This window comes from Pseudotabrizicola sp. L79, assembly GCF_036553525.1.
Taxonomy (GTDB): Bacteria; Pseudomonadota; Alphaproteobacteria; order Rhodobacterales; family Rhodobacteraceae; genus Pseudotabrizicola.
Genome location: NZ_JAZHDA010000053.1, coordinates 122389 through 145669 on the forward strand (window position 1 = coordinate 122389; position 23281 = coordinate 145669).

At 62.6% G+C, this 23281-nt stretch carries 31 protein-coding genes; 11 read left to right on the forward strand and 20 right to left on the reverse strand.

The window, feature by feature from the left end; all coding sequences use genetic code 11:
• Positions 1–16 precede the first annotated feature (16 nt).
• Together V3C85_RS15475 and V3C85_RS15480 are read left to right on the forward strand one after the other, a co-directional pair.
• Positions 17–673: an OmpA family protein gene (locus tag V3C85_RS15475; RefSeq protein WP_331796202.1), complete on the forward strand. Its 657-nt coding sequence runs from the start codon at positions 17–19 to the stop codon at positions 671–673.
• A 127-nt stretch (positions 674–800) separates the two neighbouring features.
• Positions 801–1568 carry an FCD domain-containing protein gene (locus tag V3C85_RS15480; RefSeq protein WP_331796203.1) on the forward strand — a complete coding sequence of 256 codons (768 nt, stop codon included), beginning with the start codon at positions 801–803 and terminating at the stop codon, positions 1566–1568.
• 68 nt (positions 1569–1636) lie between these two features.
• Here the strand turns inward: V3C85_RS15480 and V3C85_RS15485 are convergent, their stop codons facing one another.
• The 5 genes from V3C85_RS15485 to V3C85_RS15505 all read right to left on the reverse strand — a co-directional run bounded on the left by V3C85_RS15485 (position 1637) and on the right by V3C85_RS15505 (position 4249).
• On the reverse strand, positions 1637–2194 hold the full coding sequence (locus V3C85_RS15485) for a F0F1 ATP synthase subunit B (RefSeq protein ID WP_445942027.1): 558 nt from the start codon (positions 2192–2194) through the stop codon (positions 1637–1639).
• Between the two features lie 4 nt (positions 2195–2198).
• Positions 2199–2768 (reverse strand): F0F1 ATP synthase subunit B', encoded by a 570-nt coding sequence (locus tag V3C85_RS15490; RefSeq protein WP_331796204.1) that lies wholly within the window; start codon positions 2766–2768, stop codon positions 2199–2201.
• A gap of 83 nt (positions 2769–2851) precedes the next feature.
• Entirely contained in the window at positions 2852–3091 is a 240-nt protein-coding gene (locus tag V3C85_RS15495; RefSeq protein ID WP_331796205.1) for a F0F1 ATP synthase subunit C, read from the reverse strand.
• A gap of 44 nt (positions 3092–3135) precedes the next feature.
• Positions 3136–3843, reverse strand: a complete 708-nt coding sequence (locus V3C85_RS15500; RefSeq protein ID WP_445942038.1) for a F0F1 ATP synthase subunit A — start codon at positions 3841–3843, stop codon at positions 3136–3138.
• A 52-nt stretch (positions 3844–3895) separates the two neighbouring features.
• A complete protein-coding gene (locus V3C85_RS15505; RefSeq protein WP_331796207.1) occupies positions 3896–4249 on the reverse strand; it encodes an AtpZ/AtpI family protein in 354 nt (117 codons plus the stop codon).
• Positions 4250–4496: 247 nt separating this feature from the next.
• Between V3C85_RS15505 and V3C85_RS15510 the strand changes: the two genes are divergently transcribed.
• Positions 4497–4871, forward strand: coding sequence for an ArsR/SmtB family transcription factor (locus V3C85_RS15510; protein ID WP_331796208.1), 375 nt, complete (start codon positions 4497–4499; stop codon positions 4869–4871).
• A gap of 148 nt (positions 4872–5019) precedes the next feature.
• Positions 5020–5172 carry a hypothetical protein gene (locus V3C85_RS15515; protein WP_331796209.1) on the forward strand — a complete coding sequence of 51 codons (153 nt, stop codon included), beginning with the start codon at positions 5020–5022 and terminating at the stop codon, positions 5170–5172.
• On the opposite strand, the gene V3C85_RS15520 is transcribed toward V3C85_RS15515, so the two are convergent.
• Complete coding sequence (locus V3C85_RS15520; RefSeq protein ID WP_331796210.1) at positions 5156–5965, reverse strand: division plane positioning ATPase MipZ; 810 nt, start codon at positions 5963–5965, stop codon at positions 5156–5158. The genes V3C85_RS15515 and V3C85_RS15520 overlap by 17 nt on opposite strands.
• Positions 5966–6080: 115 nt before the next feature.
• Between V3C85_RS15520 and V3C85_RS15525 the strand changes: the two genes are divergently transcribed.
• On the forward strand, positions 6081–6734 hold the full coding sequence (locus tag V3C85_RS15525) for a rhomboid family intramembrane serine protease (protein ID WP_331796211.1): 654 nt from the start codon (positions 6081–6083) through the stop codon (positions 6732–6734).
• 47 nt (positions 6735–6781) lie between these two features.
• Here V3C85_RS15525 and rpmE read toward each other — a convergent pair whose 3' ends face one another.
• The 9 genes from rpmE to V3C85_RS15570 form a co-directional block, all read right to left on the reverse strand.
• On the reverse strand, positions 6782–7003 hold the full coding sequence (gene rpmE, locus V3C85_RS15530; RefSeq protein ID WP_331796212.1) for a 50S ribosomal protein L31: 222 nt from the start codon (positions 7001–7003) through the stop codon (positions 6782–6784).
• Positions 7004–7017: 14 nt separating this feature from the next.
• Positions 7018–7392 carry a 50S ribosomal protein L19 gene (gene rplS / locus V3C85_RS15535; protein WP_331796213.1) on the reverse strand — a complete coding sequence of 125 codons (375 nt, stop codon included), beginning with the start codon at positions 7390–7392 and terminating at the stop codon, positions 7018–7020.
• A 395-nt stretch (positions 7393–7787) separates the two neighbouring features.
• Positions 7788–8606, reverse strand: a complete 819-nt coding sequence (gene trmD / locus V3C85_RS15540) for a tRNA (guanosine(37)-N1)-methyltransferase TrmD (RefSeq protein ID WP_331796215.1) — start codon at positions 8604–8606, stop codon at positions 7788–7790.
• Positions 8607–8677: 71 nt separating this feature from the next.
• Positions 8678–9577, reverse strand: a complete 900-nt coding sequence (locus tag V3C85_RS15545) for a hypothetical protein (protein WP_331796216.1) — start codon at positions 9575–9577, stop codon at positions 8678–8680.
• Between the two features lie 91 nt (positions 9578–9668).
• Positions 9669–10178 carry a ribosome maturation factor RimM gene (gene rimM / locus V3C85_RS15550; RefSeq protein ID WP_331796217.1) on the reverse strand — a complete coding sequence of 170 codons (510 nt, stop codon included), beginning with the start codon at positions 10176–10178 and terminating at the stop codon, positions 9669–9671.
• A 205-nt stretch (positions 10179–10383) separates the two neighbouring features.
• Complete coding sequence (rpsP, locus tag V3C85_RS15555) at positions 10384–10737, reverse strand: 30S ribosomal protein S16 (RefSeq protein ID WP_331796218.1); 354 nt, start codon at positions 10735–10737, stop codon at positions 10384–10386.
• A 46-nt stretch (positions 10738–10783) separates the two neighbouring features.
• Complete coding sequence (locus V3C85_RS15560) at positions 10784–11080, reverse strand: chorismate mutase (RefSeq protein WP_331796220.1); 297 nt, start codon at positions 11078–11080, stop codon at positions 10784–10786.
• An 8-nt stretch (positions 11081–11088) separates the two neighbouring features.
• Positions 11089–12597, reverse strand: coding sequence for a signal recognition particle protein (ffh, locus tag V3C85_RS15565; protein ID WP_331796222.1), 1509 nt, complete (start codon positions 12595–12597; stop codon positions 11089–11091).
• Between the two features lie 271 nt (positions 12598–12868).
• Entirely contained in the window at positions 12869–13384 is a 516-nt protein-coding gene (locus V3C85_RS15570) for a hypothetical protein (protein WP_331796223.1), read from the reverse strand.
• A 560-nt stretch (positions 13385–13944) separates the two neighbouring features.
• Between V3C85_RS15570 and V3C85_RS15575 the strand changes: the two genes are divergently transcribed.
• The 4 genes from V3C85_RS15575 to V3C85_RS15590 all read left to right on the forward strand — a co-directional run bounded on the left by V3C85_RS15575 (position 13945) and on the right by V3C85_RS15590 (position 16432).
• A complete protein-coding gene (locus tag V3C85_RS15575; RefSeq protein WP_331796225.1) occupies positions 13945–14829 on the forward strand; it encodes a LysR family transcriptional regulator in 885 nt (294 codons plus the stop codon).
• Position 14830: 1 nt separating this feature from the next.
• Positions 14831–15724 (forward strand): DMT family transporter, encoded by an 894-nt coding sequence (locus V3C85_RS15580; protein ID WP_331796226.1) that lies wholly within the window; start codon positions 14831–14833, stop codon positions 15722–15724.
• A 94-nt stretch (positions 15725–15818) separates the two neighbouring features.
• Positions 15819–16019: a hypothetical protein gene (locus tag V3C85_RS15585; RefSeq protein ID WP_331796227.1), complete on the forward strand. Its 201-nt coding sequence runs from the start codon at positions 15819–15821 to the stop codon at positions 16017–16019.
• 206 nt (positions 16020–16225) lie between these two features.
• Complete coding sequence (locus V3C85_RS15590; RefSeq protein WP_331796228.1) at positions 16226–16432, forward strand: cold-shock protein; 207 nt, start codon at positions 16226–16228, stop codon at positions 16430–16432.
• 144 nt (positions 16433–16576) lie between these two features.
• Here V3C85_RS15590 and V3C85_RS15595 read toward each other — a convergent pair whose 3' ends face one another.
• A complete protein-coding gene (locus V3C85_RS15595) occupies positions 16577–17008 on the reverse strand; it encodes a hypothetical protein (RefSeq protein WP_331796229.1) in 432 nt (143 codons plus the stop codon).
• A gap of 130 nt (positions 17009–17138) precedes the next feature.
• Between V3C85_RS15595 and V3C85_RS15600 the strand changes: the two genes are divergently transcribed.
• Together V3C85_RS15600 and V3C85_RS15605 are read left to right on the forward strand one after the other, a co-directional pair.
• Complete coding sequence (locus tag V3C85_RS15600; protein WP_331796230.1) at positions 17139–18062, forward strand: alpha/beta hydrolase; 924 nt, start codon at positions 17139–17141, stop codon at positions 18060–18062.
• A complete protein-coding gene (locus V3C85_RS15605; protein ID WP_331796232.1) occupies positions 18059–18805 on the forward strand; it encodes a class II aldolase and adducin N-terminal domain-containing protein in 747 nt (248 codons plus the stop codon). The genes V3C85_RS15600 and V3C85_RS15605 overlap by 4 nt, the downstream gene beginning before the upstream one ends.
• A 68-nt stretch (positions 18806–18873) precedes the next feature.
• Here the strand turns inward: V3C85_RS15605 and V3C85_RS15610 are convergent, their stop codons facing one another.
• The 4 genes from V3C85_RS15610 to V3C85_RS15625 form a co-directional block, all read right to left on the reverse strand.
• Complete coding sequence (locus V3C85_RS15610) at positions 18874–19710, reverse strand: alkaline phosphatase family protein (RefSeq protein ID WP_331796233.1); 837 nt, start codon at positions 19708–19710, stop codon at positions 18874–18876.
• 64 nt (positions 19711–19774) lie between these two features.
• Positions 19775–21409: an ABC transporter ATP-binding protein gene (locus V3C85_RS15615; protein WP_331796234.1), complete on the reverse strand. Its 1635-nt coding sequence runs from the start codon at positions 21407–21409 to the stop codon at positions 19775–19777.
• A gap of 98 nt (positions 21410–21507) precedes the next feature.
• On the reverse strand, positions 21508–22320 hold the full coding sequence (locus tag V3C85_RS15620; RefSeq protein WP_331796235.1) for an ABC transporter permease: 813 nt from the start codon (positions 22318–22320) through the stop codon (positions 21508–21510).
• Positions 22317–23273, reverse strand: coding sequence for an ABC transporter permease (locus V3C85_RS15625; protein ID WP_331796237.1), 957 nt, complete (start codon positions 23271–23273; stop codon positions 22317–22319). The genes V3C85_RS15620 and V3C85_RS15625 overlap by 4 nt, the downstream gene beginning before the upstream one ends.
• Positions 23274–23281: the final 8 nt, after the last annotated feature.

Consider the following 23281-nt stretch of genomic DNA (forward strand, 5'->3'; position numbering starts at 1 on the left):
ACAAGAGGCGGCAGCTATGATGTTCAAGACCCCCCTTCTGATCGCGTCGGCGTCGTTGCTGGCGTTGACGGCGTGCGTTGACCCCAATGCCTATCCCGATGACCCGAATGCCCGGACGAAATCCGGTGCCGTAATCGGCGGTCTGGCAGGCGCGTTGGCAGGTGCCAATGCGGGCGGCGACGACCGGCTGGCCAAAGCCGTGGTTGGTGGTGCCCTTGGTGCCGCAGTGGGTGGCGCCATCGGTGCCTCGCTTGACCGGCAGGCGGCGGAACTGCGCGGCTCGATCAACAATCCGAATGTGACGGTGACAAACAACGGCAGCTATCTGACGGTGAACATGCCACAAGACCTGCTGTTCGCGGTAGACAGTGCCAGCCTGCGCCCTGACCTGCGGTCGGATCTGGGCAGCGTGGCGCAAAGCCTGATCCGCTATCCCAACAGCCGGATCGAAGTGATCGGTCATACCGACAACACCGGCAGCGCGGCCTATAACTATGATCTGTCGCAGCGCCGTGCCAGCGCGGTTTCGGCCGTGCTGACGCAGAACGGTGTGCCCTACGGGCGGATCACCACCATCGGTCGCGGCTTTGATCAGCCGATTGCCAGCAATGCCACGCCGCAGGGCCGTGCCCAGAACCGCCGGGTTGAAATCATCATCCGCCCGACCCAGTAAGTCGCCCCAGCCAGAGTTGCAAAGGGCCGGCCCTCGCGCCGGCCCTTTCGCGTTCGACCCAGATATTTGACTTGAGACCTTGACCAAGTGGTCATAGATTTTGACCAATACAGCCAGGTGCGCGCATATGCCATTTATGAAAATCCAGACGGAAAAGCTGTCGCAGTCGGTGGTTCGTCAGATCGAACAGTTGATCCTGCGCGGCATTCTGCGCCCGGGCGAACGGCTGCCTTCGGAACGTGAACTGTCGGATCGGCTGGGCGTGTCGCGCCCATCTTTGCGCGATGCGATTTCTGAATTGCAGGACCGGGGCCTGCTGACCGCCCGCGCCGGCGCCGGCGTCTATGTGGCCGAGGTGTTGGGATCGGCCTTTTCCGATGCTTTGGTGCAGCTTTTCGCCAGCCATGAAGAAGCCGTCTTCGACTATATCGCCTTTCGCCGCGATATGGAGGGGCTGGCCGCCGAGCGGGCGGCGCGGATGGGGTCGGACACCGATCTGAAGGTGGTGAACACCATCTTTCAGAAGATGGAGGCCGCCCATCTGAAGCGCGATCCGACGGATGAAGCGGCGCTGGATGCCGAGTTTCATCTGGCCATCATCGAAGCCAGCCATAATGTGGTGATGCTGCACATGATGCGGTCGATGTATGATCTGCTGCGCCAGGGCGTGTTCTACAACCGCCAGATGATGTTCAAGAACCGCACCACCCGCGATATGCTGCTGGATCAGCACCGGGCGATCAATGACGGATTGCAGGCGCGCGATGCGGTGGCCGCACGGGCCGCGGTTGAAGCGCATCTGAATTACGTCGAGAATTCGCTGGCCGAGCAGGTCAAGGCCGAAAAGCACGAAGCCATCGCCCGCCAACGCTTTGAGCATGAGATCAACCGCTGACACGACCGCGCAGGCAAGAAAAAACCGGCCCAAGGGCCGGTTTTTCAACTCTGATGATCGGCAAACGATCAGTGCAGTTTGGCTTCGACCTGCGTGATGGCGGCATCGATCGATGCAGCGGCATTTTCGGCCGTCATCTGCTTGGCCAAGATTTCGCCAGCGGCGGCAACGGCAATCGAAATTGCCTTTTCCCGCACTTCGCGCACAGCGCCGTTTTCGGCGGCGGCGATCTGCTCTTCGGCTGCGGCCAGACGGCGCGCAATCGACACTTTCAGATCAGCCTGGGCCTGAACGCCAGCGGCCTCGGCCTCGGCTTTGGCCGACGTCACGATCTGGTCAGCCAGTTCCTTGACTTCTTTCTGCTTGCGCTCGAACGAGGCAAGCAGGGCCTTGGCTTCTTCGCGCAGGCTGCGGGCTTCTTCCAGTTCGGCCTTGATCTGGGTGGCGCGCTTGTCGAGCAAGCCGATGATCATGCCCGGCACCTTGAAATACACAAGGATGCCAAGGAACAGCAGGAAGGCGATCAGCACCACAAAGTCGGTGTTGCGCAGGCTGAAGAACGGACCACCAGCAGCCAAGGCCGGGGTGGCCGTCAGGGCCAGAAGAACGGATGCGTATCTGATCATCATCTTACCCTTTCAGCCGTGCCGTCACGGCCGATGTCACCGAACGGGCATCTGCCTTGCCACCAAAGGCCGCGACGATTTCTTTCGCAGTGTCTTTGGCAACTTCGGTCACGGCCTCAAGTGCGCCCGCGCGGATTTCCGAAATACGGGCCTCGGATTCTGCGGTGCGTGCGGCAATCTCGACATCGGCTTTGGCCGTGGCGGCGTCCAGTTGTTTCTGGATTTCAGCCTTGGCATCAGCCACAATCTTGTTGGCCTCGACCTTGGCGGCGGCCAAGGCGTCGTTATAGGCCTGCTCGGCGGCAACGGCCTTTTGCTTAAGTTCTTCTGCGGCGGCCAGATCATTGGTAATCGTGCCCAGACGTTCGGCCAGAACGCCCCCGATGCGCGGCAGCGCGATGCGCGACAGCACGAAGAAGATCACGACCAGAGAGACGACCAGCCAAAAGACCTGGTTCGGCATCCAGTCAACGCAAAGCTGCGGCATGCCGATGGCACTGCCGACATCATTGACGCAAGTGCCAGCCTGGGCTGCACCATGTGCCGCATCGGCTGCGGTTGTTTCAGTTGCCATCTTGACCTCCGACGGACCCCTTTGAAGGTAGAAGGGGCGCCGAGAGCCGGCGCACCCCCCTTACGTAAGGATTCGAATTCGGATCAGACGGCGAACATCAACAGCAGAGCGACGAGGAATGCGAAGATCCCCAGAGCTTCTGCGAAGGCGAGACCGATGAACAGGGTAGCGGTCTGGCTGCCAGCGGCCGAAGGGTTGCGCAGGGCGCCGGCCAGGAAGTTGGCGGCCACGTTGCCCACGCCGACAGCGGCGAGGCCCGAACCGAGGGCGGCGATGCCCGCACCGATGAATTTGCCGAGTGCGGCTGCTGCTGCGAGTTCCATGTGATGCTCCTTACGATGGAATGGTTGTTCAGTAAGACCGGGTGTCAGTGCGACGGATGCAAGGCATCTTTCAGGTAGACACAGGTCAGGATGGTAAAGACATAGGCCTGGATCACGGCCACCAGCACTTCGAGTGCGTAGATCGCAGTGATCGCAAGGATCGAGGCGGGGGCAATCGCGGCGACAGCGGCAAAGGCTGCAAACACCTTGATCACCGCGTGGCCTGCCGTGATGTTGCCGGCAAGACGGATGGAATGGCTGACCGGGCGCACGAAGTATGAGATGACTTCGATCACCGCGATGACGGGGCGCAGGAACAGCGGCGCATCAGACATCCAGAACAGGCCCAGAAAATGCGCGCCGTTCTTGGCAAAGCCGATCAGCGTAACCGCAAAGAACACGCCAAAGCCCAGAACCGCAGTCACCGCGATGTGCGAGGTGGGCGAGAACGAGCCGGGGATCAGTGCCAGCATGTTGGCAAAGAAGATGAATAGGAACAGCGTCATGATCCAGGGGAAATACTTGATCCCGTCACGGCCCGTGACATCCTCGATCATCTTGTAGACAAAGCCATACAGAACTTCGGCAACCGACTGGATGCGGGTTGGCACGATGGCGCGGCCACGGGTGCCCAGAACGAACAGGGCCACGATGGCCAGAATGGCGATCGCCATCCACAGCGTCACGTTGGTGGGCGTGTACCATTGCACAGGCCCGTCACCAAACAGGGGCTTGACGATGAACTGATCCATCGGGTGAAAAACCAGACCCGATCCACCTTCGCTGTGTGCTTCCGTTGCCACGTCAATCTTCCTTTGCTTCGGCAGCCTCTTTGGCCGACCAGCGATCTTGCACTTCCTTGGCCGAGCGCAGCATGGTTTTCACCCCTGCGGCAAAGCCGAACCCTATGAACAGCACCAGAAAGATCGGCAAGGTTCCAAACAGGGAATCCAGCCCGTATCCGATGCCGAAACCGATCACCAGACCGGCCACCAGCTCTATCACCATCCGCCAGGCCAGATTGGCCTGAGAATAGTCTTTCTTCATGTGATGGACATCTTCCGGCGTGCCTTTGGCCCTGGCGATCCTTGCCTCAAGGTCCAGCAGGCGGGCCTTGTCATGCGGCAATTCGGGGTCAGACACGGGGATATGTCCCATGAAGTTGGTTGAGGGGGTGCTAATGCCTGACGGCGCCCGAGTCAACAACCCGTGAAAGGCTGAATTATTACGCGAATTCAGTGCGTTGACTTTCGCCCCCTGCCCTGCGGCCATTCCGCCGCACCCGTTTTCGCCCCTTTTCTTTATTCAACCGATTGGTTGATTGTGGCCCAAGCGGCAAAAGCGGCACCAAATGCTTAACCCCGCAGTTGACCATTCGCGCGCGATCTGGCCTAGGATAGCAGCCATGAGCGATCCCCTCTCCACTGTCTTTGCCGCGCTTGCCGATCCGACGCGGCGGGCCATCTTGTCGATGCTGCTGGAAGACGACATGGCCGTGACCGATGTCGCCGCCCCCTTTGAGATGAGCCTTGCCGCGATTTCAAAGCATCTGACCGTGCTGGCCGAGGCAGGGTTGATCAGCCGTGAAAAGCGGGGCCGGGTGATCTGGTGCAAGCTGGACCCTGACGCGCTGAAAGAGGCCAGCGTCTGGATGCAGGGCTTTGGCCAGTTCGACCCTGTGGATCTGGATGATTTCGAGCGGTTTCTGTTGGTCGAATTGCGCGACGACGCCGCGCCGGATGACACGGCAGAACCGCGATCCGACCTGCAAGAGATCTAGACCCGGCGCCGATCAGGCCCGTTGTCGCGGATTTGGCAACGCGGCGTTTCCTGCATGCCTTGCAGCAGGCCCGGACTTGCCCCGATTTCGCCGCATAGCCACGTCACACCGACACCAAGGGGCAAAGTGATAAAACAAGGAGGCCAAAATGTCGGCACTCATGTCGCTGTTGACCAAGTTTGGGCTGTTTGCCCCCAAAGCGCCGGTGGATGATGCCTTTGACCTACGGCTGACGCGGCTGCAAACCCGCGAGGCGCGGCGCGATGTGCAAGGCACGATTTTTGTCAGAGGTCCACTTTGACGCCGGGCAAATTCAACTCGTGCATCAGATCGCGCACTTCTTGGCGGGCTGCGATGTTTGACATGTTCAGCTGATCGACGCCGGTATCTTTCAGATCCAGCAGCGTGATCCCGCGCGGGAAAAGTTCGCGAAAGATCACACGCTCGGAAAAACCGGGGGCGACGCGAAAGCCGATGCGGCGGGACAAATCCTCAAGCGCCGCGCCGACCTTGCGTTTGTTGTGCATCTGTTGCGCGCCCATGCGGTTGCGCAGCACGATCCAGTCAATCGGCTTTAGCCCCGCCTGCGCCCGCAACTGGCGCGCATTCCACACCATTTCGGCATAGATCGACGGGCCTTTGACCTTGTTCGTCTCGGGGTCGATGCGGGCCAGCAGGTCAAAATCGACAAAGCTGTCATTCAGCGGCGTGATCAGCGTATCGGCAAGGCTGTGCGCCACCTGTGACAGCCGGGTATGGCTGCCGGGGCAATCGATGATCACGAAATCAGACACCGGATCAAGCGCCGCCACGGCCGCCGACAACCGCGCATCATAAGGGTTTTCGCCCGGTTGCAGGCTGGCCGGGTCAATCTCGGGCAGATCGCGGTAATCGGGGGTTGGCAAATTCAGCCCGTTACGGGCCAGATAGGCCCAGCGGTTTTCGATATAGCGGCCAAAGCTTTTCTGGCGCAGGTCCAGATCCAGCGCACCCACGCGAAAGCCCAGCCGCGACAGGGCCGTTGCCACATGCATGCAGGTGGTCGATTTCCCTGATCCACCCTTTTCGTTTCCAACAACGATGATATGCGCCATGGCCCCGGTTCCTTGATGCCCTACCTTGTCGGCAGGGGTCTTTGTCCCCTCTATTGGCAAGGGAACGCGGCAGAGGGAAGCCCCCTTGTGCAGGGATCGTAGGGGAAATCAGGCGATGAAACGAGAGGGCGGGCGCTATCTGGCGGTGACTGTGGTGATTGCGGCCACGGTTTTCGTGCATCTGCTGTGGATGCAGGCCTTGCGCGCAGTGTCTGCGGGCGCCCAGACCGGGATCTGGCCCGATGTTGCCTTTGGGCTGCATCAACTGTGGTTTTTCAATCCGGTTCTGTGGCAGGGGGCCCAGGCCTATCCGGGCGGTGCGGTGCTGATGTTTGTCACCCATGGGTTCGTGCACAGCGGGTGGGAACATCTGCTCTGGAACATGCTGCCGCTGGTTCCGCTGGGGGTTTATGCCTGCCGCCGGGTTGGCCAGATCGGGTTTCTGGCGCTGTATTTCGGGGCGATGGTGGTGGCGGCTGGCGTCTATGCGCTGACAGCCCGGCATGGGGCGGCGATGTTCGGGGCCTCGGGCGCGGTTTACGGGCTGGGCGGGGCCGTCTGGCTGTGGAGTGCGCGCGACGCGGCGGGGTGGCTGGGGCGATGGGTGATCCCGGCTCTGGTGGGTGCGGCCCTGGTGGCGCTGAACCTGTGGTTCCTGTCGCGCGGCATCGCCGTGGCCTGGACCCTGCATCTGGGCGGGTTTCTGTTCGGGGCCGCGATTGCAACGGCCACGGGCCGACGCGGGGCCGTGGCAGACGCGGGCGCATGAAAAAGGGCGCACCAGATGGCGCGCCCTTTTCAACCTTGGTGCAGGTCTTAGAAGCCCAGACCGGCGTATTTGTTCTTGAACTTCGACACACGGCCGCCGGTATCCAGCAGCTTGGCCGACTGGCCGGTCCATGCCGGGTGGGCCAGCGGGTCGATGTCGAGCGCCAGCGTCTCGCCTTCTTTGCCATAGGTCGAGCGGGTCCGGTAGGTGGAGCCGTCGGTCATCTTCACTTCGATGAAGTGATAATCGGGGTGAATGCCCTCTTTCATCTTCCTGGCTCCTCTTATTCGGATTTGGCTTTGTAGGTGGTGTTCTCGGCGATACGGGCCGACTTACCGCGACGGGTGCGCAGGTAATACAGCTTGGCGCGACGGACGCGGCCGCGACGGACCACTTCGATCGAGTCGATGTTGGTCGAGTAGAGCGGGAACACACGTTCCACGCCTTCGCCGAACGAAATCTTGCGGACGGTGAACGAGGCGGCGATGGTGGCGCCACCGCGGCGGCTGATGCAGACGCCTTCGTAGTTCTGCACGCGCGAGCGGGTGCCTTCGGTCACTTTATAGCCGACACGGATGGTGTCGCCTGCCTTGAAGTCCGGGATGGACTTGCCGAGCGCAGCAATCTGCTCGGCTTCGATCTGGGCGATGAGGTTCATGCGCCTTTTACTCCGTTCTGCCTGCGGTGGTTTCCGCAGAGGTGATGCCGCCAGAGAGCTCTTGGTCTTCGATCGGGTTCCCATCCGTGGATGAGCCCGCCAGAGGTCAGGCCTGCGTTCCTTTTGATGCCGCCCCGATGCCCCGTGATGGCCGGGGAAGAAACCGGCGCGGGCAATGGGAATCGGGCCCGATGGGCAAGACTGCCCCGGACCAGCGGGCTTTAGGGGATGGTTTAGGTGCGGTCAAGAGGCGTTCTTGCGGTGACTCTGACAGAGACGGGGCATAGCGCAAAGGAAATCAATGGGTTGGCACCGCGAATTCGAAATTTGTTCGGAAGTGGCGGCGGGGGGCAAGGGAGACGGGCTGAAGCCCGGCCTACGGGGGCACCGCAGGCTTAGCCTTTGCGATGCGTTTGCCAGAGATCGGGGCGGCGGTCGGCGGTCAGGGCCTCGGACTGGGCGCGGCGCCATTTGGCGATTTCGGCATGGTTGCCCGACAGCAGGACGGGCGGAATCTCATGCCCCTGCCAGACCGGGGGTTTGGTATATTGGGGGTGTTCCAGCAGGCCGTGGGAATGGCTTTCCTCGGCGATGCTTTCGGCATTGCCCAGCACACCGGGCAACAGGCGCACCGTGGCGTCAAGCATGGCCTGCGCCGCAATTTCACCGCCCGTCAGAACGAAATCGCCCAGACTGACTTCCTCGATCTGCCAATGATCGAGAACGCGCTGATCGACACCTTCGAACCGCCCGCAGAGCATGGTCAGCCCATCACAAGCGGCAAAGCGCCGGGCCATGGCCTGATCAAACCGCCGCCCGCGCGGCGACAGATAGATCAGCGGCCACTGCGCGCGCGGTTGGGTGACGCCTGCCATGGCCTGTGACAGGGCGGCATCGACCACATCGGCGCGCAACACCATGCCCGCGCCGCCACCGGCGGGCGTGTCATCGACATTGCGGTGCTTGCCGATGCCAAAGGGGCGCAGATCGGTGGTTTCCAGCCGCCAGCGGCCCAGATCCAGCGCCTTGCCGGTCAGCGACTGGCCCAGAACGCCGGGAAAGGCATCGGGAAACAGGGTGATGATCCGTGCCACCCAAGCACCGCGCACAGGCGGCGGGCCGCCCATCAGATCACGCGGTTGCAGCGTGGGCCGGATGGACAGGCGGCCATGCGATTTCGCCGGTTTGGCTGGCATTTCGGGTGTGTCACTCATGCCGCGCTGTTTAGCGGGCGGGGGGCAGCGGTGCAAAGGGAATCGCGGGTCAGAGCGGAGAGACGGGGATGTCAGGCGCCAAGGCTGGCCTGCTCGGCCTGTTTCATATGGTGCGCCAGGGCCGCGAGGGCCTGCTGCACCTGTGGGGGTTGGCTGTCGTCGATCGTGATTTCGATATCGCGCGATTGCGGGAAATCTGCGGCCAAGGCGGGGGTCTGATGCAGGGCCGCCAGCCCGCGTGTGGCAAACAGGGCCAGAAGATCGGGGCGCAGGCCCGCCAAGGAAAAGGCGGTGGCCGGGCCCCCGTGCAGATCGCCGCCCGGTGTGCGGGCCGGGTCGGTGGCCCAGAGGATCAGCCCCTGACGCAGGGCCAGACGCGGCGGGTGGGCATGTTCCAGCGCCGCTTCCAGCAGGGACAGCCGCAGACCGCCCTGATGCCCGCGCAGGGCCGCATCAAGGGCCTGTGCGGTCAGGTCGGGGTCGGCGCCTTCGGGCAGGCCAAGCAGCGTATCAACCATGACATCGCGCGGCCCGCCCGTCAGCGGGTGAAAGGCGGGGTCGTGGATCTGGCGCAAGGCATCTTGCATCAGCTGGTGCGTGGCATCGCCGTGCTGCGGGTTCCAGATCAGGCGCGACAGCGGCGTGGCCAGAAAGGCCAGCCCCACGGGCAAGACGGCGGGCAGATTGGGCACAAAGCCCGCCACCCCGCCAAGGCCCCGGCCGGTGGCAAAGAGGATCAGGACAAGCAGCGTGTTGACGGCCAGTTGGGCCATGGCGGCCAGCACCGTTTCGCCCGTCCAATCCGACAGGTCGCGCGGCCATTGGGCGGGGCGCATCACCACCAGCCACAGCGCGAAGAGGGCGATGAAGACAGGGGCGGCGTTCCAGCCCAGCCCGATCAGCCCGGCCAGAAGCGGGCCGAAATACAGCAGCGCCGAGGCGCCCATCAACAGCCGCAGGCGGTTTTGCATCGCTGCCCCTTGTCACATCGTCTGATCAGGTCAGAAAACGGGGTTTGGCGCGAAAAGGCAAGTCGGGTGGCGATTTTCGCGGGTTTCGGGCCTAGTCAAGGCCTTCGGGCAGATCGGCGATCACCTTGCCGCTGTGCAGATCGACCGTGGGCACATTGGCCATGGTAAAGGGAAGCAGCAGGGGCTGTTTGCGGCCTGTGGCGTCGATTTCCAGCAGATCGCCCGCGCCATGGTTGTGGACGGCACGGATCGCGCCAATGCGTTGGCCGCCAGTGTCGAACACGGCAAGGCCGATCAGATCGGTGTGGTAGAATTCATCATCGGGCAAGCGTGGCAGGCGGCTGCGTTCGGCGAAAAGGGCGGTGCCGCGCAGGGCATCGGCCTGCTCCTTGGTGGTCACGCCCGACAGGCGGGCGGCAAGGCCCCCGGCCACGCCGCGCGTCAGTTTCACGGTGAAACTGCGGCTGCCATCTTCGGTGAACAGCGGGCCATAGGCCGCAATCGCCTCGGGGTCAGAGCAAAAGGATTTGAGCCGGACCTCGCCTTGCACGCCAAAGGCGCCAGCAACCGAGCCCACGCAGATCCTGTCAGAGCCAGTCATGGCGGCGATCCCTTTTCACAGCCCGAAACAGTAACGTGCCCACCCGCATCCTGGCATCTGTCAGGGGCTTGCGCGCGTTCAAAACGCATGCCGGCCCAAAAGGCGGTGGCACAAAGGCCAAGTGTCACGGTTCGGCGCACAAGGCCGAAACCGGGCAGAAAGGCGGCCCCCATGGGGACCGCCAAGCATTTGAACAACCAGAGGATTATTCTTCGGCCGGGGCCGCAGCGCGCGCGGCTTTCTTGGCGGCGCGTTCTGCCATCTGCTTGCCCGGAACAGCCGATTTCGGGTTGTTGCGCACCTTTTTGGCCAGCACGCCCGCAGCTTCCAGGAAGCGGGTCACGCGGTCGGTCGGCTGGGCGCCGGTGGCCAGCAGTTCCTTGACGCGGTCGATGTTCATCTTGACGCGGTTTTCGTCATCCTTGGCCAGCATCGGGTTATAGGTGCCCAGCTTTTCCAGGAAACGGCCATCGCGCGGCATGCGGCTGTCGGACAGAACGATCGAATAATGCGGGCGCTTTTTCGAACCACCACGGGCGAGACGGATTTTGGTTGCCATGTCATATACTCCTTTTACGATGGCGGATACCGGCGGTAAGTGCCGGTTATTTCTGTAGTTTTTCGTGATGCCTGATGACTTCGGAGATGATGAAGGTCAGGAATTTCTTGGCGAACTCGGGGTCCAGATCGGCCTCTTTCGACAGCCATTCTAGACGCTCGATCTGCCGGGCTTCGCGGCTGGGGTCGCTGGGCGGCAGGTCATGCTCGGCCTTGAGACGGCCCACAGACTGCGTGTGCTTGAAGCGTTCGGCCAAAGTATAGACGAGGATCGCGTCCAGACGGTCGATCGACTCGCGGTGGTGTTTCAGCAGTTCGGCGGCGCGGGTGATGGTGTCGGTCATCTCGGCACTCATTTCTTCTTCATCAGCCCCGACAGGCCCGAAGGCAGCGACATGCCGCGCGGCAGGCCGGGCATGCCGCCCATTCCACCCATGCCTTCGCGCATGCCTTTGGCGGCGGCTTCCAGTTCGGCGGGGGACATCTTGGACGGGTCGGGCAAGCCGCCGCCGCCCAGTTTGCCGCCCATCATCTGCTTGACCATCTGCTTCATGCCGCCGCCTTTGCCCATCTTCTTCATGACATCGGCCATCTGCTTGTGCTGTTTCAGCAGGCGGTTCAGTTCGGCCACTTCCAGCCCCGCCCCGGCGGCGATACGCTTTTTGCGGCTGGCTTGCAGCATGTCGGGGTTGGCGCGTTCCTTTTTGGTCATCGAATTGATCAGCGCGATCTGGCGGCGCAGCATGCGATCGTCAAACCCGGCCTCTTCGGCGGCCTTGGCCATCTTGCCCATGCCCGGCAGCATGCCCATCAGGCCCTGCATGCCGCCCATCTTCATCATCTGTTCCAGCTGCATCTTCAGGTCGTTCATGTTGAACAGACCCTTGGAGAAGCGGCGGGCCATGCGTTCGGCCTGTTCGGCCTCAAACGTCTCTTGCGCCTTTTCGACAAGGGCAACGATATCGCCCATGCCAAGGATGCGGCCTGCGACGCGCTCGGCCTCAAAGGTCTCAAGCGCATCCATCTTTTCGCCAAGGCCGACAAAGCGGATCGGCTTGCCCGTCACGGCGCGCATCGACAGGGCGGCACCGCCCCGGCCATCGCCGTCCATCCGGGTCAGGACAACGCCGGAAATGCCCACCTTGCCGTCAAATTCGCTGGCCACATTCACCGCGTCTTGCCCGGTCAGGCCATCGACGACCAGCAGGGTTTCGCGCGGTTGGGCAATGTCACGGACGGCCTGCACCTCATCCATCAGCACTTCGTCGATATGCAGGCGGCCTGCGGTATCGAGGAACAGCACGTCATAGCCGCCCATGCTGGCCTGCGTCTTGGCGCGCTTGGCGATTTGCGGGGCGGTTTCGCCCTTGACGATGGGCAGGGTATCGACGCCGATCTGGCCGCCAAGAATGGCCAACTGCTCCATCGCGGCGGGGCGGTTGGTGTCAAGGCTGGCCATCAGCACGCGCTTGCCATTGCGGTCTTTCAGACGCTTGGCCAGCTTGGCGGTGGTCGTGGTTTTCCCCGAGCCTTGCAGACCAACCATCAGGATGGCTGCGGGCGGGTTGTCGATTTTCAGCGCATCGGCCGGGCCGTCACCCGCCAGAAACCGCACCAGTTCGTCATGGACGAATTTGACGACCATCTGGCCCGGCGTGACCGATTTGGTCACTGCGACCCCGGTGGCCTTGTCCTGCACGCGCTTGATGAAATCGCGCGCCACGGGCAGCGACACGTCGGCCTCAAGCAAGGCGACGCGCACTTCACGCAGGGCGGCGGTCACATCAGCCTCGGACAGGGCGCCTTGCTTGGTCAGGCGGTCAAAGACACCGCCAAGGCGTTCTGAGAGGCTTTCAAACATGCGCGTCACTCCTGACTTACGGGTTGCCCCGATATGGGGGCGGCAGCGGATAGGGCCAAGGGCAAAGCGGAAGGGCACCTGCGGGCGCAACGCGCTGGCAGATGGCGATCCCGGGATAAGCCCAAGGGACCGGAAGCCTGTGCCTCCGGGGAATTTGAACTGGCGGATATGCGTCTTGGGTGCCGGAGTCAAGGAATAAAGGCCATTTGCAAGCGAAAGCCCGCCAGACGCAGGGTCTGACGGGCTTTGCCGGGAGCTGGGGAGAGGCTGATCAGTCGTTGTCGATCTGTGCCGCATAGAGCGAGGTGAGTTCGGCCAAGCTGTAATCAGCGGCGTTGACACCCAGAGCGGCTGCCAGCTGCTGCCCACCGGCAGTGCTGCCCGATACGCTGGAGTGCTTGCGGGCCTCGCCCGAGACGATGAAGCTGATGGTTGCCGTGTCATCATCCCGCATGGCGCGGTCCAGACGCAGCAACTCATCCAGCGTGTAGCGGCCGGGTTCGACACCGAGGCTGTTTGCCAGCTGTGCCGCACCGGCGCTGGTGCCGCCCATGTCGGACCGGCTGACGCCAGATGACTGCTGCGAAAGGATGAAGTTGATTTGTTCTTGGTCGCCATCGCGCTGTGCATTGATCAGACGGGTCAGTTGGGCCTGAGTGAAGCCCTCGGACGAGACGCCGGCGATGGCCGCCAGTTGCGCCACCCCCGGAGAAACCGACTGGGCCATGGCAGCGCCGCCCGACAGAGCAGCGGCGAGAACGAGGGCGGAGATTGCAAAGTTACGCATGAGATAGTCCTTTTCATCTTGCGGTTCGGTGCGCCTTTAACGGACGCGGTGTCTTGTTCTGTCGGCCAATCCCGTTTTTAGTTTTGGCCGTCGTGATCCCTAGATGGTGCAGAAATTTTTTCTTTGTAATTCAGAAATTTAGGATCATGTCTGTGCGAATACGCACAGCACATTTCGGTGAAACTTCGTGAGTCTGCGCCACTTTTTGCCCCCTCCCCGCCCCCGGCTTCGAGAGACTGGACCCGATGTTTCAAGCAGGCCTGCTTGGCCTGTCTGGGGGCAGCGTCGGGGGTGCGCCATACTCACGGCGCAGTGAAGGATGGGAGGATCTGGCCCGCGAAATCGCTCTGAAAAGCCTCCTGCCGGTTATCTGGCGCCGAAGATGCCCGCCGTTTTTTTCGATGGCCTCGAACCGGCGCCTTGCCGCAGCACCATGATGGGGGCCAAGCGCCCCGATGGAAGCTGCGGCCTTTCGCGTTGCATTCCATGGGCTTGCCACTAGTCTGTCGGCAAAGGCGGAAACCCCCGCACGCCGGGTTTTGAAAAAGAGGCATTCCATAATGCAACAACCCAACTGGGATGAGATCCGCACAGCCTTTCAGGTGGCCCGGATGGGCACGGTCTCGGGTGCGGCCGAGGTGTTGGGGGTGCATCATGCGACGGTGATCCGGCATATTGACGCGCTGGAAAAGGCCCTGGGCACCAAGCTGTTTCAGCGCCATGCGCGCGGCTATACCCCGACCGAGTCGGGGCGGGATCTGTTGTCGGTGGCGCAGACCACCGAGGAGCAGTTCGCGCAGCTTGCCAGCCGGATCAAGGGCCAGGGCGAGGCGGTGACGGGGGAATTGGTCATCACCGCGATCGCCGGGATTTCGGGATTGCTGACACCGGTTCTGGCCAGCTTTCAGCAGGCCTATCCGGGGGTGATGGTGCGGTTTCTGACCGATATGCGGGTGTTTCGGCTGGATTATGGCGAGGCGCATGTGGCGATCCGGGCCGGGGCCGCGCCGGAAGAGCCCGACAATGTGGTGCAGCCCCTGGCGCGCATCCGCACCGGGCTTTATGCCGCGCGCAGCTATGTGGATCGCAACGGCCTGCCCCAAAGTGACGCCGAGTTTGACCGCCATCAGTTCATCAGCGTGGATAATGAAGCAACGCGCGCCCCGTTCTATCGGTGGCTGACCGCGACGGTGCCGCCCGAGCAGATCAGCTTTCGCTGCACCGAGCCTGCCGCGCTGGACGAAGCGCTGCGCCGGGGTGTGGGGATCGGGTTCATGTCAACCTACAAGGCCGATGCCGACCCCGATCTGATCGAAGTGATGCCGCCGCGCCCAGAGTGGGAGGCCCCTTTGTGGCTGGTAACGCATGTCGATTTGCACCGCACCCGCAAGGTGCAGGCCTTTGTTCAGCACCTGCGCGAAGCCGTGAAAAGCTGGCCCCTCTGACATGACCCTGACCCAGCCGCAGCGGGGCCATCTGGCGATGCTGGGCTTTTCGGCCCTTGTCGCCGGGTCGTTCAGCCTTGGGTCGGTGGCCGCGCCCTTTGTCGATGCGGCGGCGCTGACGACATTGCGGTTCTTGATCGCGGCCCTGCTGGTGGGGATCGCCGCGGGGCTGAGCGGCGGGCTGACCCGACGCATGTGGGCGGCACCCTGGCGCTATGGCGTGTTGGGGGCGTTGATGGCCGCCTATTTCGTCCTGATGTTCGAGGGGCTGAAAACCGCCCCGGCTGTGGCAACGGCGGCCGTTTTTACCCTGACGCCGGTGATGTCGGCGGGCTTTGGCTGGGTGCTGCTGCGCCAGGGCCTGACACTGCGCATGGCTGTGGCCCTGGCGCTTGGGGCAAGTGGCGCGCTTTGGGTGATCTTTCGCGGCGATTGGGCGGCGCTGACCGGGTTTCAGCTGGGCCGGGGTGAGGCGATCTATTTCTGGGGCTGCGTCGCACATGCGCTTTATACGCCCATGGTGCGGCGGCTGAACCGGGGGGAAAGCGCCATCGCCTTTACCTTTGGCACCATGCTGGCGGGATTTGGCTTGCTGACCCTTTGGGCCGGGCCGGCGGTGCTGGCCACCGATTGGGCTGCCCTGCCCGCAATCGTGTGGTGGACCCTGGCCTATATCGCCGTGGTCGCCAGTGCGATCACCTTTGTTCTGGTGCAATACGCCAGCCTGCGCCTGCCCGCGTCGAAAGTGATGGCCTATACCTATCTGACGCCAAGCTGGGTGATTCTGTGGGAGCTGGCCTTGGGTCGCGAAGCACCCCCGCTGGTTGTCAGCGCCGGATTGGGCCTGACTGTCGTCGCTTTGTGGCTATTGCTGCAGGAACCGCGCCCGCGTTGACCGTTTGGAAACCCTTTCCCGTTTGAATCCGCTCTATTGCCACATTTGCGCCCAAGTGTCTGGCAAAGGTAGGGACCAGAGCAGGAGAGTTCTTATGGCGGCAATCTTCATCCTTGCAGGCGGGTTACTGGGCTTTGCCTCGGCCATCGGGTCGATGATCCTGATTGATGCAAGCGTTCTGATGGCCTTGGGCATCTGGTGCGGGGTTGGCCTTGCCTTCTTTGCCATCGGCCTTGGCCTTGCCCTTGCCCCACGTCAGGCCGCGGCCCCGGCGCGCCAATCACAGTCGGCCTGAACCGCCGTTCGCAGGGCCTGTCACCTGTGGCAGGCGGCAAAGAATTGCCTTTTCTCTTGATTTTCTAGGGGTATTGCGGCATATTCTGGGGGCGACGTTATCTAATTCGACCACTGTCTCCGACTTCGGCCACAGCAATCGACTATCAGCTGACTGCGCCGGGCCGTCGCACTTCCGCGGGCGGCAATTCTAGAGGAGACTTCACGATGGCCAAGGGCACCGTGAAATGGTTCAATGAAACCAAAGGCTTCGGCTTTATCGCCCCGGAAGGCGGCAAAAAGGACGTTTTCGTCCACATCACCGCTTTGCAGCGTGCTGGCCTGACCAGCCTGAAAGACGGCCAGCCGGTGACGTTTGACATCGAAGCAGGCCGTGATGGTCGTGAATCGGCCACCAATCTGGCACTGGCCTGATCCACCTGCCGTTTCGGCGCAGTTCATTTGAAACGGGCATTTGCCATGCGCAAGTGCCCGTTTTCCTTTGACCCGGCCTTTGACATGGCCCGATTTGTGACAGCGTCCGCCTGAACCTATCCCCACCTGAACCACCCAAGCCCGCTACCAGCCTTTGGCCGAAAACAGGGCAGGCAGGCGTATTTCAAGCGCCAGCCGCAACGCCACGCGGCTAAGCGGGGCCCGAAGCAGCACAGGATCCATCCGCTGCTGCGGAAAGACCTGTTCGGCGCAATGCATCGACAGCAGAATCACCGGGGCGCGCCGTTCATCCGGCCCAAGGCGCCCAAAGGCGCGGCGCACGGCGGCCAAACCGTCAAAGCCATCGCAATCCACCACCACCAGATCGCAGGCCCGTGGATCGTCGCCAATCATCGTCAGACAGGCGTAAAGTTCGTCAATGACATCAAGATCAGCCCCCTGATGCACCAGACGCCGCGCCGTCTGGCCCAGCGGGCCATCCCGGGTGGCCAAAAGCGCCGAAAAGCAAGGCCGGCTTTCAGGCTGGCCGGGACCACTCAGCCGCAGCAGTTCCATTCCCTACCCCAACACCGTTGCGCAGATTGCGCTTGCCCCGTTCCCCCCCTTGCCTAACGCCTGGCAGAGGGCCACTCTGCCCCTGCAAGGCACGATCCTTTGATCAACGCGCACAGGGTGCAGGGGCAGCATGGCAAACCCGGATTACCAAAGCCTTATCGACGCCAAGACCTGGGACTTTATTCGGGCAACCGAAGCCGCCTATCCGTCCGATACGGCCAGCCTGACCATTGCCGATCAGCGCCGCATTTATGATGCGATGTGCGCGCGGTTTCATGCAGGCCGCCCGCCGGGGGTGACGGCCCGTGATGGGGCGATTGCGCAGGTGCCCTGCCGGTTCTATGCCGGGGCAGACCCGACGGTGCTTTATTTCCATGGCGGTGGCTTTGTCGTGGGTGGGCTGGACAGCCATGACGATATCTGCGCCGAAATTCGCGCGGCCACCGGCTTTGGTGTGGTGGCGGTTGATTACCGGCTGTGCCCCGAACACCCCCACCCCGCCGCCTTTGACGACGCTCTGGCCGTCGCCCTGGCCCTGCCGGGGCCCTTGGTTCTGGTGGGCGACAGCGCCGGCGGCACCATTGCGGCGGCTTTGGCCCATGCGTTGCGGGGCCGCAAGCCGGTGCTGGGGCAGGTTCTGATCTACCCCGCACTGGCGCGCGATCACACAGGGGGCAGCTATGTGACCCATGCCCATGCGCCCCTGCTGACGGCTGCGGATATGGAATTTTATGCCGCGATCCGCCACGGCGGAACTGTGCCCGACCAGCCCGACCCCAGCGCCACCCCTTTGGCGGCCGGGGATTTCAGCGGCCTGCCGCCGACCCTTGTGGTGGCTGCCGAATGTGACCCGCTGGCCGATGATGCTCCGGCCTATGCGGCCAAGGTGCGGGCCGCCGGGGGGCTGGCCTGGGCCATCACCGAACCGGGGCTGGTTCACGGATATCTGCGGGCGCGCCATTCGGTGCCGCGCGCCGCCGCCAGCTTTGACCGCATCACCCGCACCATCACCGCCTTTGCCAACCGCATCTGGCCCTTTGGAGACGCGCCATGAAAGATCATCTGAACATCACCCATTGGGCCGAACGCACCGACATGGCCGCCGCCTTTCAGTGGGCGGCGAAACTGAACCTGCATGAGGCTGTGGCCAACCATTTCAGTCTGGCCGTCAATGACAGTGGCAGCCGTTTTCTGATCAACCCGCGCGGGCGCCATTTTGCGCGGATCACGGCCAGCAGTCTGGTCGAGATCGACGCCAATGACCCCGAAACGATGAACCGCCCCGATGCGCCCGATCCAACCGCCTGGGGCCTGCATGGCAGCCTGCACCGCGCCTGCCCCCATGCCCGCTGCGCCATGCATGTGCATTCCATTCACGCCACGGTTCTGGCCAGCCTGGCAGATTCGCGCTTGCCCTCGATCGATCAGAACACGGCGATGTTTCACAACCGGGTCGTGGTGGATGACCACTATGGCGGCATGGCGTTTGAAGAAGAAGCCGCCCGCTGCGTGCAACTTCTGGCCGATCCGAAGATCACCACCATGGTCATGGGCAACCATGGCGTGCTGATCATCGGTCGCACGGTCGCAGAAACCTTCAATCGCCTCTATTACTTCGAACGGGCCGCTGAAACCTATATCCGCGCACTGCAAACCGGCCAGCCCCTGCGCCACCTGCCCGATGCCATCGCGGAAAAGACCGCACAGGAATGGGAGGCCTATCCCGGCTTTGCCGAAGACCACCTGCGCGAAATCAAGGCCCTCTTGGACGAAACCGCATCGGCCTATGCCTCGTGACCCCAGCTTTCATCTGTTCATAAATATCCTGGGGGGAGCCGAAGGCGGGGGGCAAAGCCCCCCTGACATCACGGCTGAAAGAACGGCTTTGCCCGCATGGATGCGGGCACCGGCACCCCCAATCGCGTCAGGATCGACGGTGCCAGCGCCAACTGGCCCAGCACCTCGTCTGGTGGCGGCATCGGGCTGTCACCGAAATAGTAAAAGGCGAACTCCTGCTGCAACTCGCCCGTGCCGCCGTGATGGCCGCGTGCGTCTTGCCCGTGGTCGGCGGTGACGATCACCTCATAGCCCTGATCGCGCCAGCGCTGCACAAAGGGGGCCAGCATCGCATCCATCATATAGCAGGCGTTATCCATTTCTTCGCAATCGTGGTAGAAACGGTGGCCCATGCTGTCCAGCGTGCAGGTGTGCAAGATACCGTAATCAATGCCCTTCACCTCGGCCAACCGGGTCAGGGTGGCAAAGAGATCGACATCTGATGGCGTCATCTGGTTGATGTTGCCATAGCCCGTCATGGTGTGGAACCGGCCATGGTGGATCGGCCCGGCCTCTTCGTCATATTCGATGTCGCGCACCAGATCGAAAGGCGCGCGCTGAAAGAATTCAGACCAGAAGCTGTGGGTCACCGCGCCGGTGCGTTTGCCGGCGCGCGCACATTCGGAAAAGATATCGGGCAGGTCCAGCTTGCGCACGGCCTCATTGCCCCAGACATGATGCACCTGCGGGGGCACGCCGGTGTGGATCGAGGCATAGCATGACGCGCTGGTGGACGGCAGAACCGAGCGCATCCGCCAGACCCGCGCATCGCCATTCTGGACCCAGCCTTCCAGATTGCCGAACAGACGGCGCCAGTTGCGATAGGGCACCCCGTCAAGAATGATCAACAGCAGTTTCCGGCTCATGGCACACTCCTGCCCCGCCCAAGCCGCGGATGCCCGTGGCGGGGTTGTTTATGAACAGATGACGTCAGTTATCGGCGCTTTCCATCTTGCGATGGCGGATCACCTTTTCCAGCCAGCCCAGTTCCATTTCGGGCACGGATGACAGCAACAGATCGGTATAATCATCAAAGGGCGGGGCCAGAACATCGGATTTCTGCCCATAGCGCACCACCTGACCGCGATACATGACCGCGATCTTGTCGGCGATGGCTTTGACCGTGGCCAGATCATGGGTGATGAACAGATAGGCCACATTTTCCTTGGCTTGCAGGTTCAGCAACAGCCTCAGGATGCCATCGGCCACCAGCGGATCAAGGGCCGAGGTCACCTCATCGCAGATGATCAGCTTGGGCTTGGCCGCCAAGGCGCGGGCGATGCAGACACGCTGCTTTTGCCCGCCCGACAATTCCGCCGGATAGCGATCGGCATAGCCTTCGCCCATTTCGATCTGATCCAGCAGTTCCTGAATCCGCTTTTGTTTGGCCGCACCTTTCAGGCCAAAGTAGAATTCAAGGGGGCGGCCGATGATGGTGCCCACGGTCTGGCGCGGGTTCATGGCGGTATCGGCCATCTGATAGATCATCTGCACTTCGCGCAGGTCATCGCGGCTGCGCGCGCGTTGATCGGCGGTCAGCGTGCGCCCCGAAAAGGTGATCTGCCCCTGCGCGGGCGGCAACAGACCGGTGATCACCCGTGCCAGGGTTGATTTTCCCGACCCACTCTCGCCCACGATGGCCAGGGTCTGGCCCGGCGCCACATCGACATTCACATTCTTCAGCACGTCGAAATTCGTGCCCCGATAGCGCGCCGTGACGTTCTGCACCGTCAGGATGGGGTCGGCCTGCGGCTTTTCCTGATGGTCGATCGAGCGCACAGAGACCAGCGCCTGAGTATAGGCCTGGACAGGGCGATGGATGATCTGCCCGGTGTCGCCGTATTCCACCTTTTTGCCGGATCGCAGCACAAGGATATCATCGGCAACCTGCGCCACCACGGCAAGGTCATGGGTGATATACAGCGCCGCCACCCCGGTATCATGGATCGCATCCTTGATCGCGGCCAGCACATCGATCTGGGTTGTCACATCCAGTGCCGTCGTCGGCTCGTCAAAGATCACAAGATCGGGCTTGGGGCACAGGGCCATGGCTGTCATTGCGCGCTGCAACTGCCCGCCAGACACCTGATGCGGATAGCGGCTGCCAAAGGTTTCAGGCTTGGGCAGGCCCAGCTTGCCAAACAGCATCACCGCGCGCTCTTCGGCTTCGGCCCGGCTCATCACGCCATGGGCAAGGCTGGTTTCGATCACCTGATCCATCAGCCGGATCGCCGGATTGAAGGCCGCAGCCGCCGATTGCGCGACATAGGTCACTTCGCGCCCCCGCAGTGCCCGCAGTGCCGATGGCCCGGCAAGCCGGATGTCGCGGCCGTTCAGCCGGATCACCCCGCCCGTCAACCGCACCCCGCCCCGGCCATAGGCCATGGACGACAGGCCAATGGTCGATTTCCCCGCGCCGGATTCGCCGATCAGCCCCAGCACTTTGCCTTTTTGCAAGGCAAGCGACACGTCATCAACCAGCACGACATCTTTCGGCGGCTCGCCCGGCGGATAGGCGGTCGCCTCGATCCGCAGGCCCGTGATCTCTAAAAGCGCGTCACTCATCGCCTGTCTCCTTTGGCCTTTCTTCTGGCCCAACTATCGCAAGGGGGGCCGGGGAGCTGCCCCCCGGCCAGTGTCACCACGCCAAGCCGTGGCCAGACTTATCCACGCCCGCCCTTCAGGCTGGTTGTGCGGCTTAGCACCCAATCGGCCACCAGATTGACCGAAATCGCCAATGCCGCGATGGCAAAGGCGGGGATCAGTGCGGCGGGGATGCCATAGACCAGACCAGCCGAGTTTTCTTTGACGATGCCGCCCCAATCGGCCATCGGCGGTTGCACGCCAAGGCCCAGGAACGACAGGGTCGAGATGAACAAGACCGCAAAGATGAAGCGCAGGCCCAGCTCCGCCACCAAGGGCGACAGGGCATTGGGCAGGATTTCGCGGAAGATGATCCAGCCCCAGCCTTCGCCCCGCAGGCGCGCGGCCTCGACATAATCCATCACCACGATATCGGCAGCCACGGCGCGTGACAGGCGGAAGACGCGGGTGGCATCCAGCAGACCGATCACCACGATCAACACCGGAATCGTGACCGGCGTCACCGACAGGATCACCAGCGCAAGGATCAGCGACGGGATCGACATCGCCAGATCGACCAGACGCGACAGCACCTGATCAGCCCAGCCCCCCAAGACAGCGGCGGTAAAGCCCAAAACCGAGCCCGTGACAAACGACAGGATCGTGGCGGCCGAGGCGACAAAGATCGTCGTGCGCCCGCCGTAGATCATCCGGGTCAGCATGTCGCGGCCGATGGCATCGGTGCCAAACCAATGGTCGGCCGAGACCGGATCCCAGACGCCCCCGACGACTTCGCCCACGCCATAGGGCGCGATCACATTCGCCAGAAGCGCCCCGATGAAAAAGGCCCCTGTCAGCACAAGGCCCAGCATTGCGGAAAATGGCATCCTCATTTCGGGTGCCTCAATCTTGGATTGGCAAGGATAGAGATCACGTCAGCCATGATGTTCAGCCCAATATAGACGGCGGCAAAGACAAGACCCACGGCTTGCACCACCGGCAGGTCACGCTTGGTGACATGGTCCACCAGATATTGCCCCATACCGGGATAGACAAAGACCACCTCGACCACGACCACGCCCACCACCAGATAGGCCAGGTTCAGCATGACCACATTCACCACCGGTGCGATGGCATTGGGAAAGGCGTGGCGCCAGATCACCGCCATGGGCGACAGGCCCTTCAACTCGGCCGTTTCGATATAGGCCGATTGCATGACGTTCAGGATGGCCGCACGGGTCATCCGCATCATATGGGCCAGCACGACCAGCACCAGAACGATCACCGGCAAGATCACGGCATTCAGCCGCTCGATGATGCCCATGCCGGGAAAGACCATGGCGACCGAGGGGAAAAGCTGCCACTTCACCGCAAGGAAATACAGCACGATATAGCCCACCACGAATTCGGGCAGCGAAATCGTTGACAGCGTAACGCCAGAGATCACCTTGTCGGGCCAGCGCCCGTTATAGCGCGCCGCGATCAGGCCCAAGAGAATGGCCAAGGGAACCGAGATCACCGCCGCCCAGAACGCCAGGAACAGCGTGTTGCCCAGGCGTTGGCCGATGGCCGCGGCGATGTCGGTCTTGTTGGTCAGCGACGTGCCAAGATCGCCGGTGAAGATGCCGCCCAGCCAGGCGAAATATCGGGTCAGCGCCGGCTGATCGAGGCCCATCTCGGCGCGGAGGTTTGCAAGGGCCTGCGGTGTTGCCGACTGGCCCAGAATGGCCTGTGCGGTATCACCCGGCAAGGCCTCGACGCCCAGAAAGATGACCGCCGAGACCGCAAGGAGGAGAAGGCAGCCCAGCGCAAGGCGCTGGACCACCAGAGTTACGATCGGATGCACGCAGCCAG

Excerpts from the sequence above, each read along its gene's own strand:
- V3C85_RS15475 (WP_331796202.1), top strand. The coding sequence starts at position 17 with ATGATGTTCAAGACCCCCCTTCTGATCGCGTCGGCGTCGTTGCTGGCG.
- V3C85_RS15480 (WP_331796203.1), top strand. The coding sequence starts at position 801 with ATGCCATTTATGAAAATCCAGACGGAAAAGCTGTCGCAGTCGGTGGTT.
- V3C85_RS15485 (WP_445942027.1), bottom strand. The coding sequence starts at position 2,194 with ATGATCAGATACGCATCCGTTCTTCTGGCCCTGACGGCCACCCCGGCC.
- V3C85_RS15490 (WP_331796204.1), bottom strand. The coding sequence starts at position 2,768 with ATGGCAACTGAAACAACCGCAGCCGATGCGGCACATGGTGCAGCCCAG.
- V3C85_RS15495 (WP_331796205.1), bottom strand. The coding sequence starts at position 3,091 with ATGGAACTCGCAGCAGCAGCCGCACTCGGCAAATTCATCGGTGCGGGC.
- V3C85_RS15500 (WP_445942038.1), bottom strand. The coding sequence starts at position 3,843 with ATGGATCAGTTCATCGTCAAGCCCCTGTTTGGTGACGGGCCTGTGCAA.
- V3C85_RS15505 (WP_331796207.1), bottom strand. The coding sequence starts at position 4,249 with ATGGGACATATCCCCGTGTCTGACCCCGAATTGCCGCATGACAAGGCC.
- V3C85_RS15510 (WP_331796208.1), top strand. The coding sequence starts at position 4,497 with ATGAGCGATCCCCTCTCCACTGTCTTTGCCGCGCTTGCCGATCCGACG.
- V3C85_RS15515 (WP_331796209.1), top strand. The coding sequence starts at position 5,020 with ATGTCGGCACTCATGTCGCTGTTGACCAAGTTTGGGCTGTTTGCCCCC.
- V3C85_RS15520 (WP_331796210.1), bottom strand. The coding sequence starts at position 5,965 with ATGGCGCATATCATCGTTGTTGGAAACGAAAAGGGTGGATCAGGGAAA.
- V3C85_RS15525 (WP_331796211.1), top strand. The coding sequence starts at position 6,081 with ATGAAACGAGAGGGCGGGCGCTATCTGGCGGTGACTGTGGTGATTGCG.
- rpmE (WP_331796212.1), bottom strand. The coding sequence starts at position 7,003 with ATGAAAGAGGGCATTCACCCCGATTATCACTTCATCGAAGTGAAGATG.
- rplS (WP_331796213.1), bottom strand. The coding sequence starts at position 7,392 with ATGAACCTCATCGCCCAGATCGAAGCCGAGCAGATTGCTGCGCTCGGC.
- trmD (WP_331796215.1), bottom strand. The coding sequence starts at position 8,606 with ATGAGTGACACACCCGAAATGCCAGCCAAACCGGCGAAATCGCATGGC.
- V3C85_RS15545 (WP_331796216.1), bottom strand. The coding sequence starts at position 9,577 with ATGCAAAACCGCCTGCGGCTGTTGATGGGCGCCTCGGCGCTGCTGTAT.
- rimM (WP_331796217.1), bottom strand. The coding sequence starts at position 10,178 with ATGACTGGCTCTGACAGGATCTGCGTGGGCTCGGTTGCTGGCGCCTTT.
- rpsP (WP_331796218.1), bottom strand. The coding sequence starts at position 10,737 with ATGGCAACCAAAATCCGTCTCGCCCGTGGTGGTTCGAAAAAGCGCCCG.
- V3C85_RS15560 (WP_331796220.1), bottom strand. The coding sequence starts at position 11,080 with ATGACCGACACCATCACCCGCGCCGCCGAACTGCTGAAACACCACCGC.
- ffh (WP_331796222.1), bottom strand. The coding sequence starts at position 12,597 with ATGTTTGAAAGCCTCTCAGAACGCCTTGGCGGTGTCTTTGACCGCCTG.
- V3C85_RS15570 (WP_331796223.1), bottom strand. The coding sequence starts at position 13,384 with ATGCGTAACTTTGCAATCTCCGCCCTCGTTCTCGCCGCTGCTCTGTCG.
- V3C85_RS15575 (WP_331796225.1), top strand. The coding sequence starts at position 13,945 with ATGCAACAACCCAACTGGGATGAGATCCGCACAGCCTTTCAGGTGGCC.
- V3C85_RS15580 (WP_331796226.1), top strand. The coding sequence starts at position 14,831 with ATGACCCTGACCCAGCCGCAGCGGGGCCATCTGGCGATGCTGGGCTTT.
- V3C85_RS15585 (WP_331796227.1), top strand. The coding sequence starts at position 15,819 with ATGGCGGCAATCTTCATCCTTGCAGGCGGGTTACTGGGCTTTGCCTCG.
- V3C85_RS15590 (WP_331796228.1), top strand. The coding sequence starts at position 16,226 with ATGGCCAAGGGCACCGTGAAATGGTTCAATGAAACCAAAGGCTTCGGC.
- V3C85_RS15595 (WP_331796229.1), bottom strand. The coding sequence starts at position 17,008 with ATGGAACTGCTGCGGCTGAGTGGTCCCGGCCAGCCTGAAAGCCGGCCT.
- V3C85_RS15600 (WP_331796230.1), top strand. The coding sequence starts at position 17,139 with ATGGCAAACCCGGATTACCAAAGCCTTATCGACGCCAAGACCTGGGAC.
- V3C85_RS15605 (WP_331796232.1), top strand. The coding sequence starts at position 18,059 with ATGAAAGATCATCTGAACATCACCCATTGGGCCGAACGCACCGACATG.
- V3C85_RS15610 (WP_331796233.1), bottom strand. The coding sequence starts at position 19,710 with ATGAGCCGGAAACTGCTGTTGATCATTCTTGACGGGGTGCCCTATCGC.
- V3C85_RS15615 (WP_331796234.1), bottom strand. The coding sequence starts at position 21,409 with ATGAGTGACGCGCTTTTAGAGATCACGGGCCTGCGGATCGAGGCGACC.
- V3C85_RS15620 (WP_331796235.1), bottom strand. The coding sequence starts at position 22,320 with ATGAGGATGCCATTTTCCGCAATGCTGGGCCTTGTGCTGACAGGGGCC.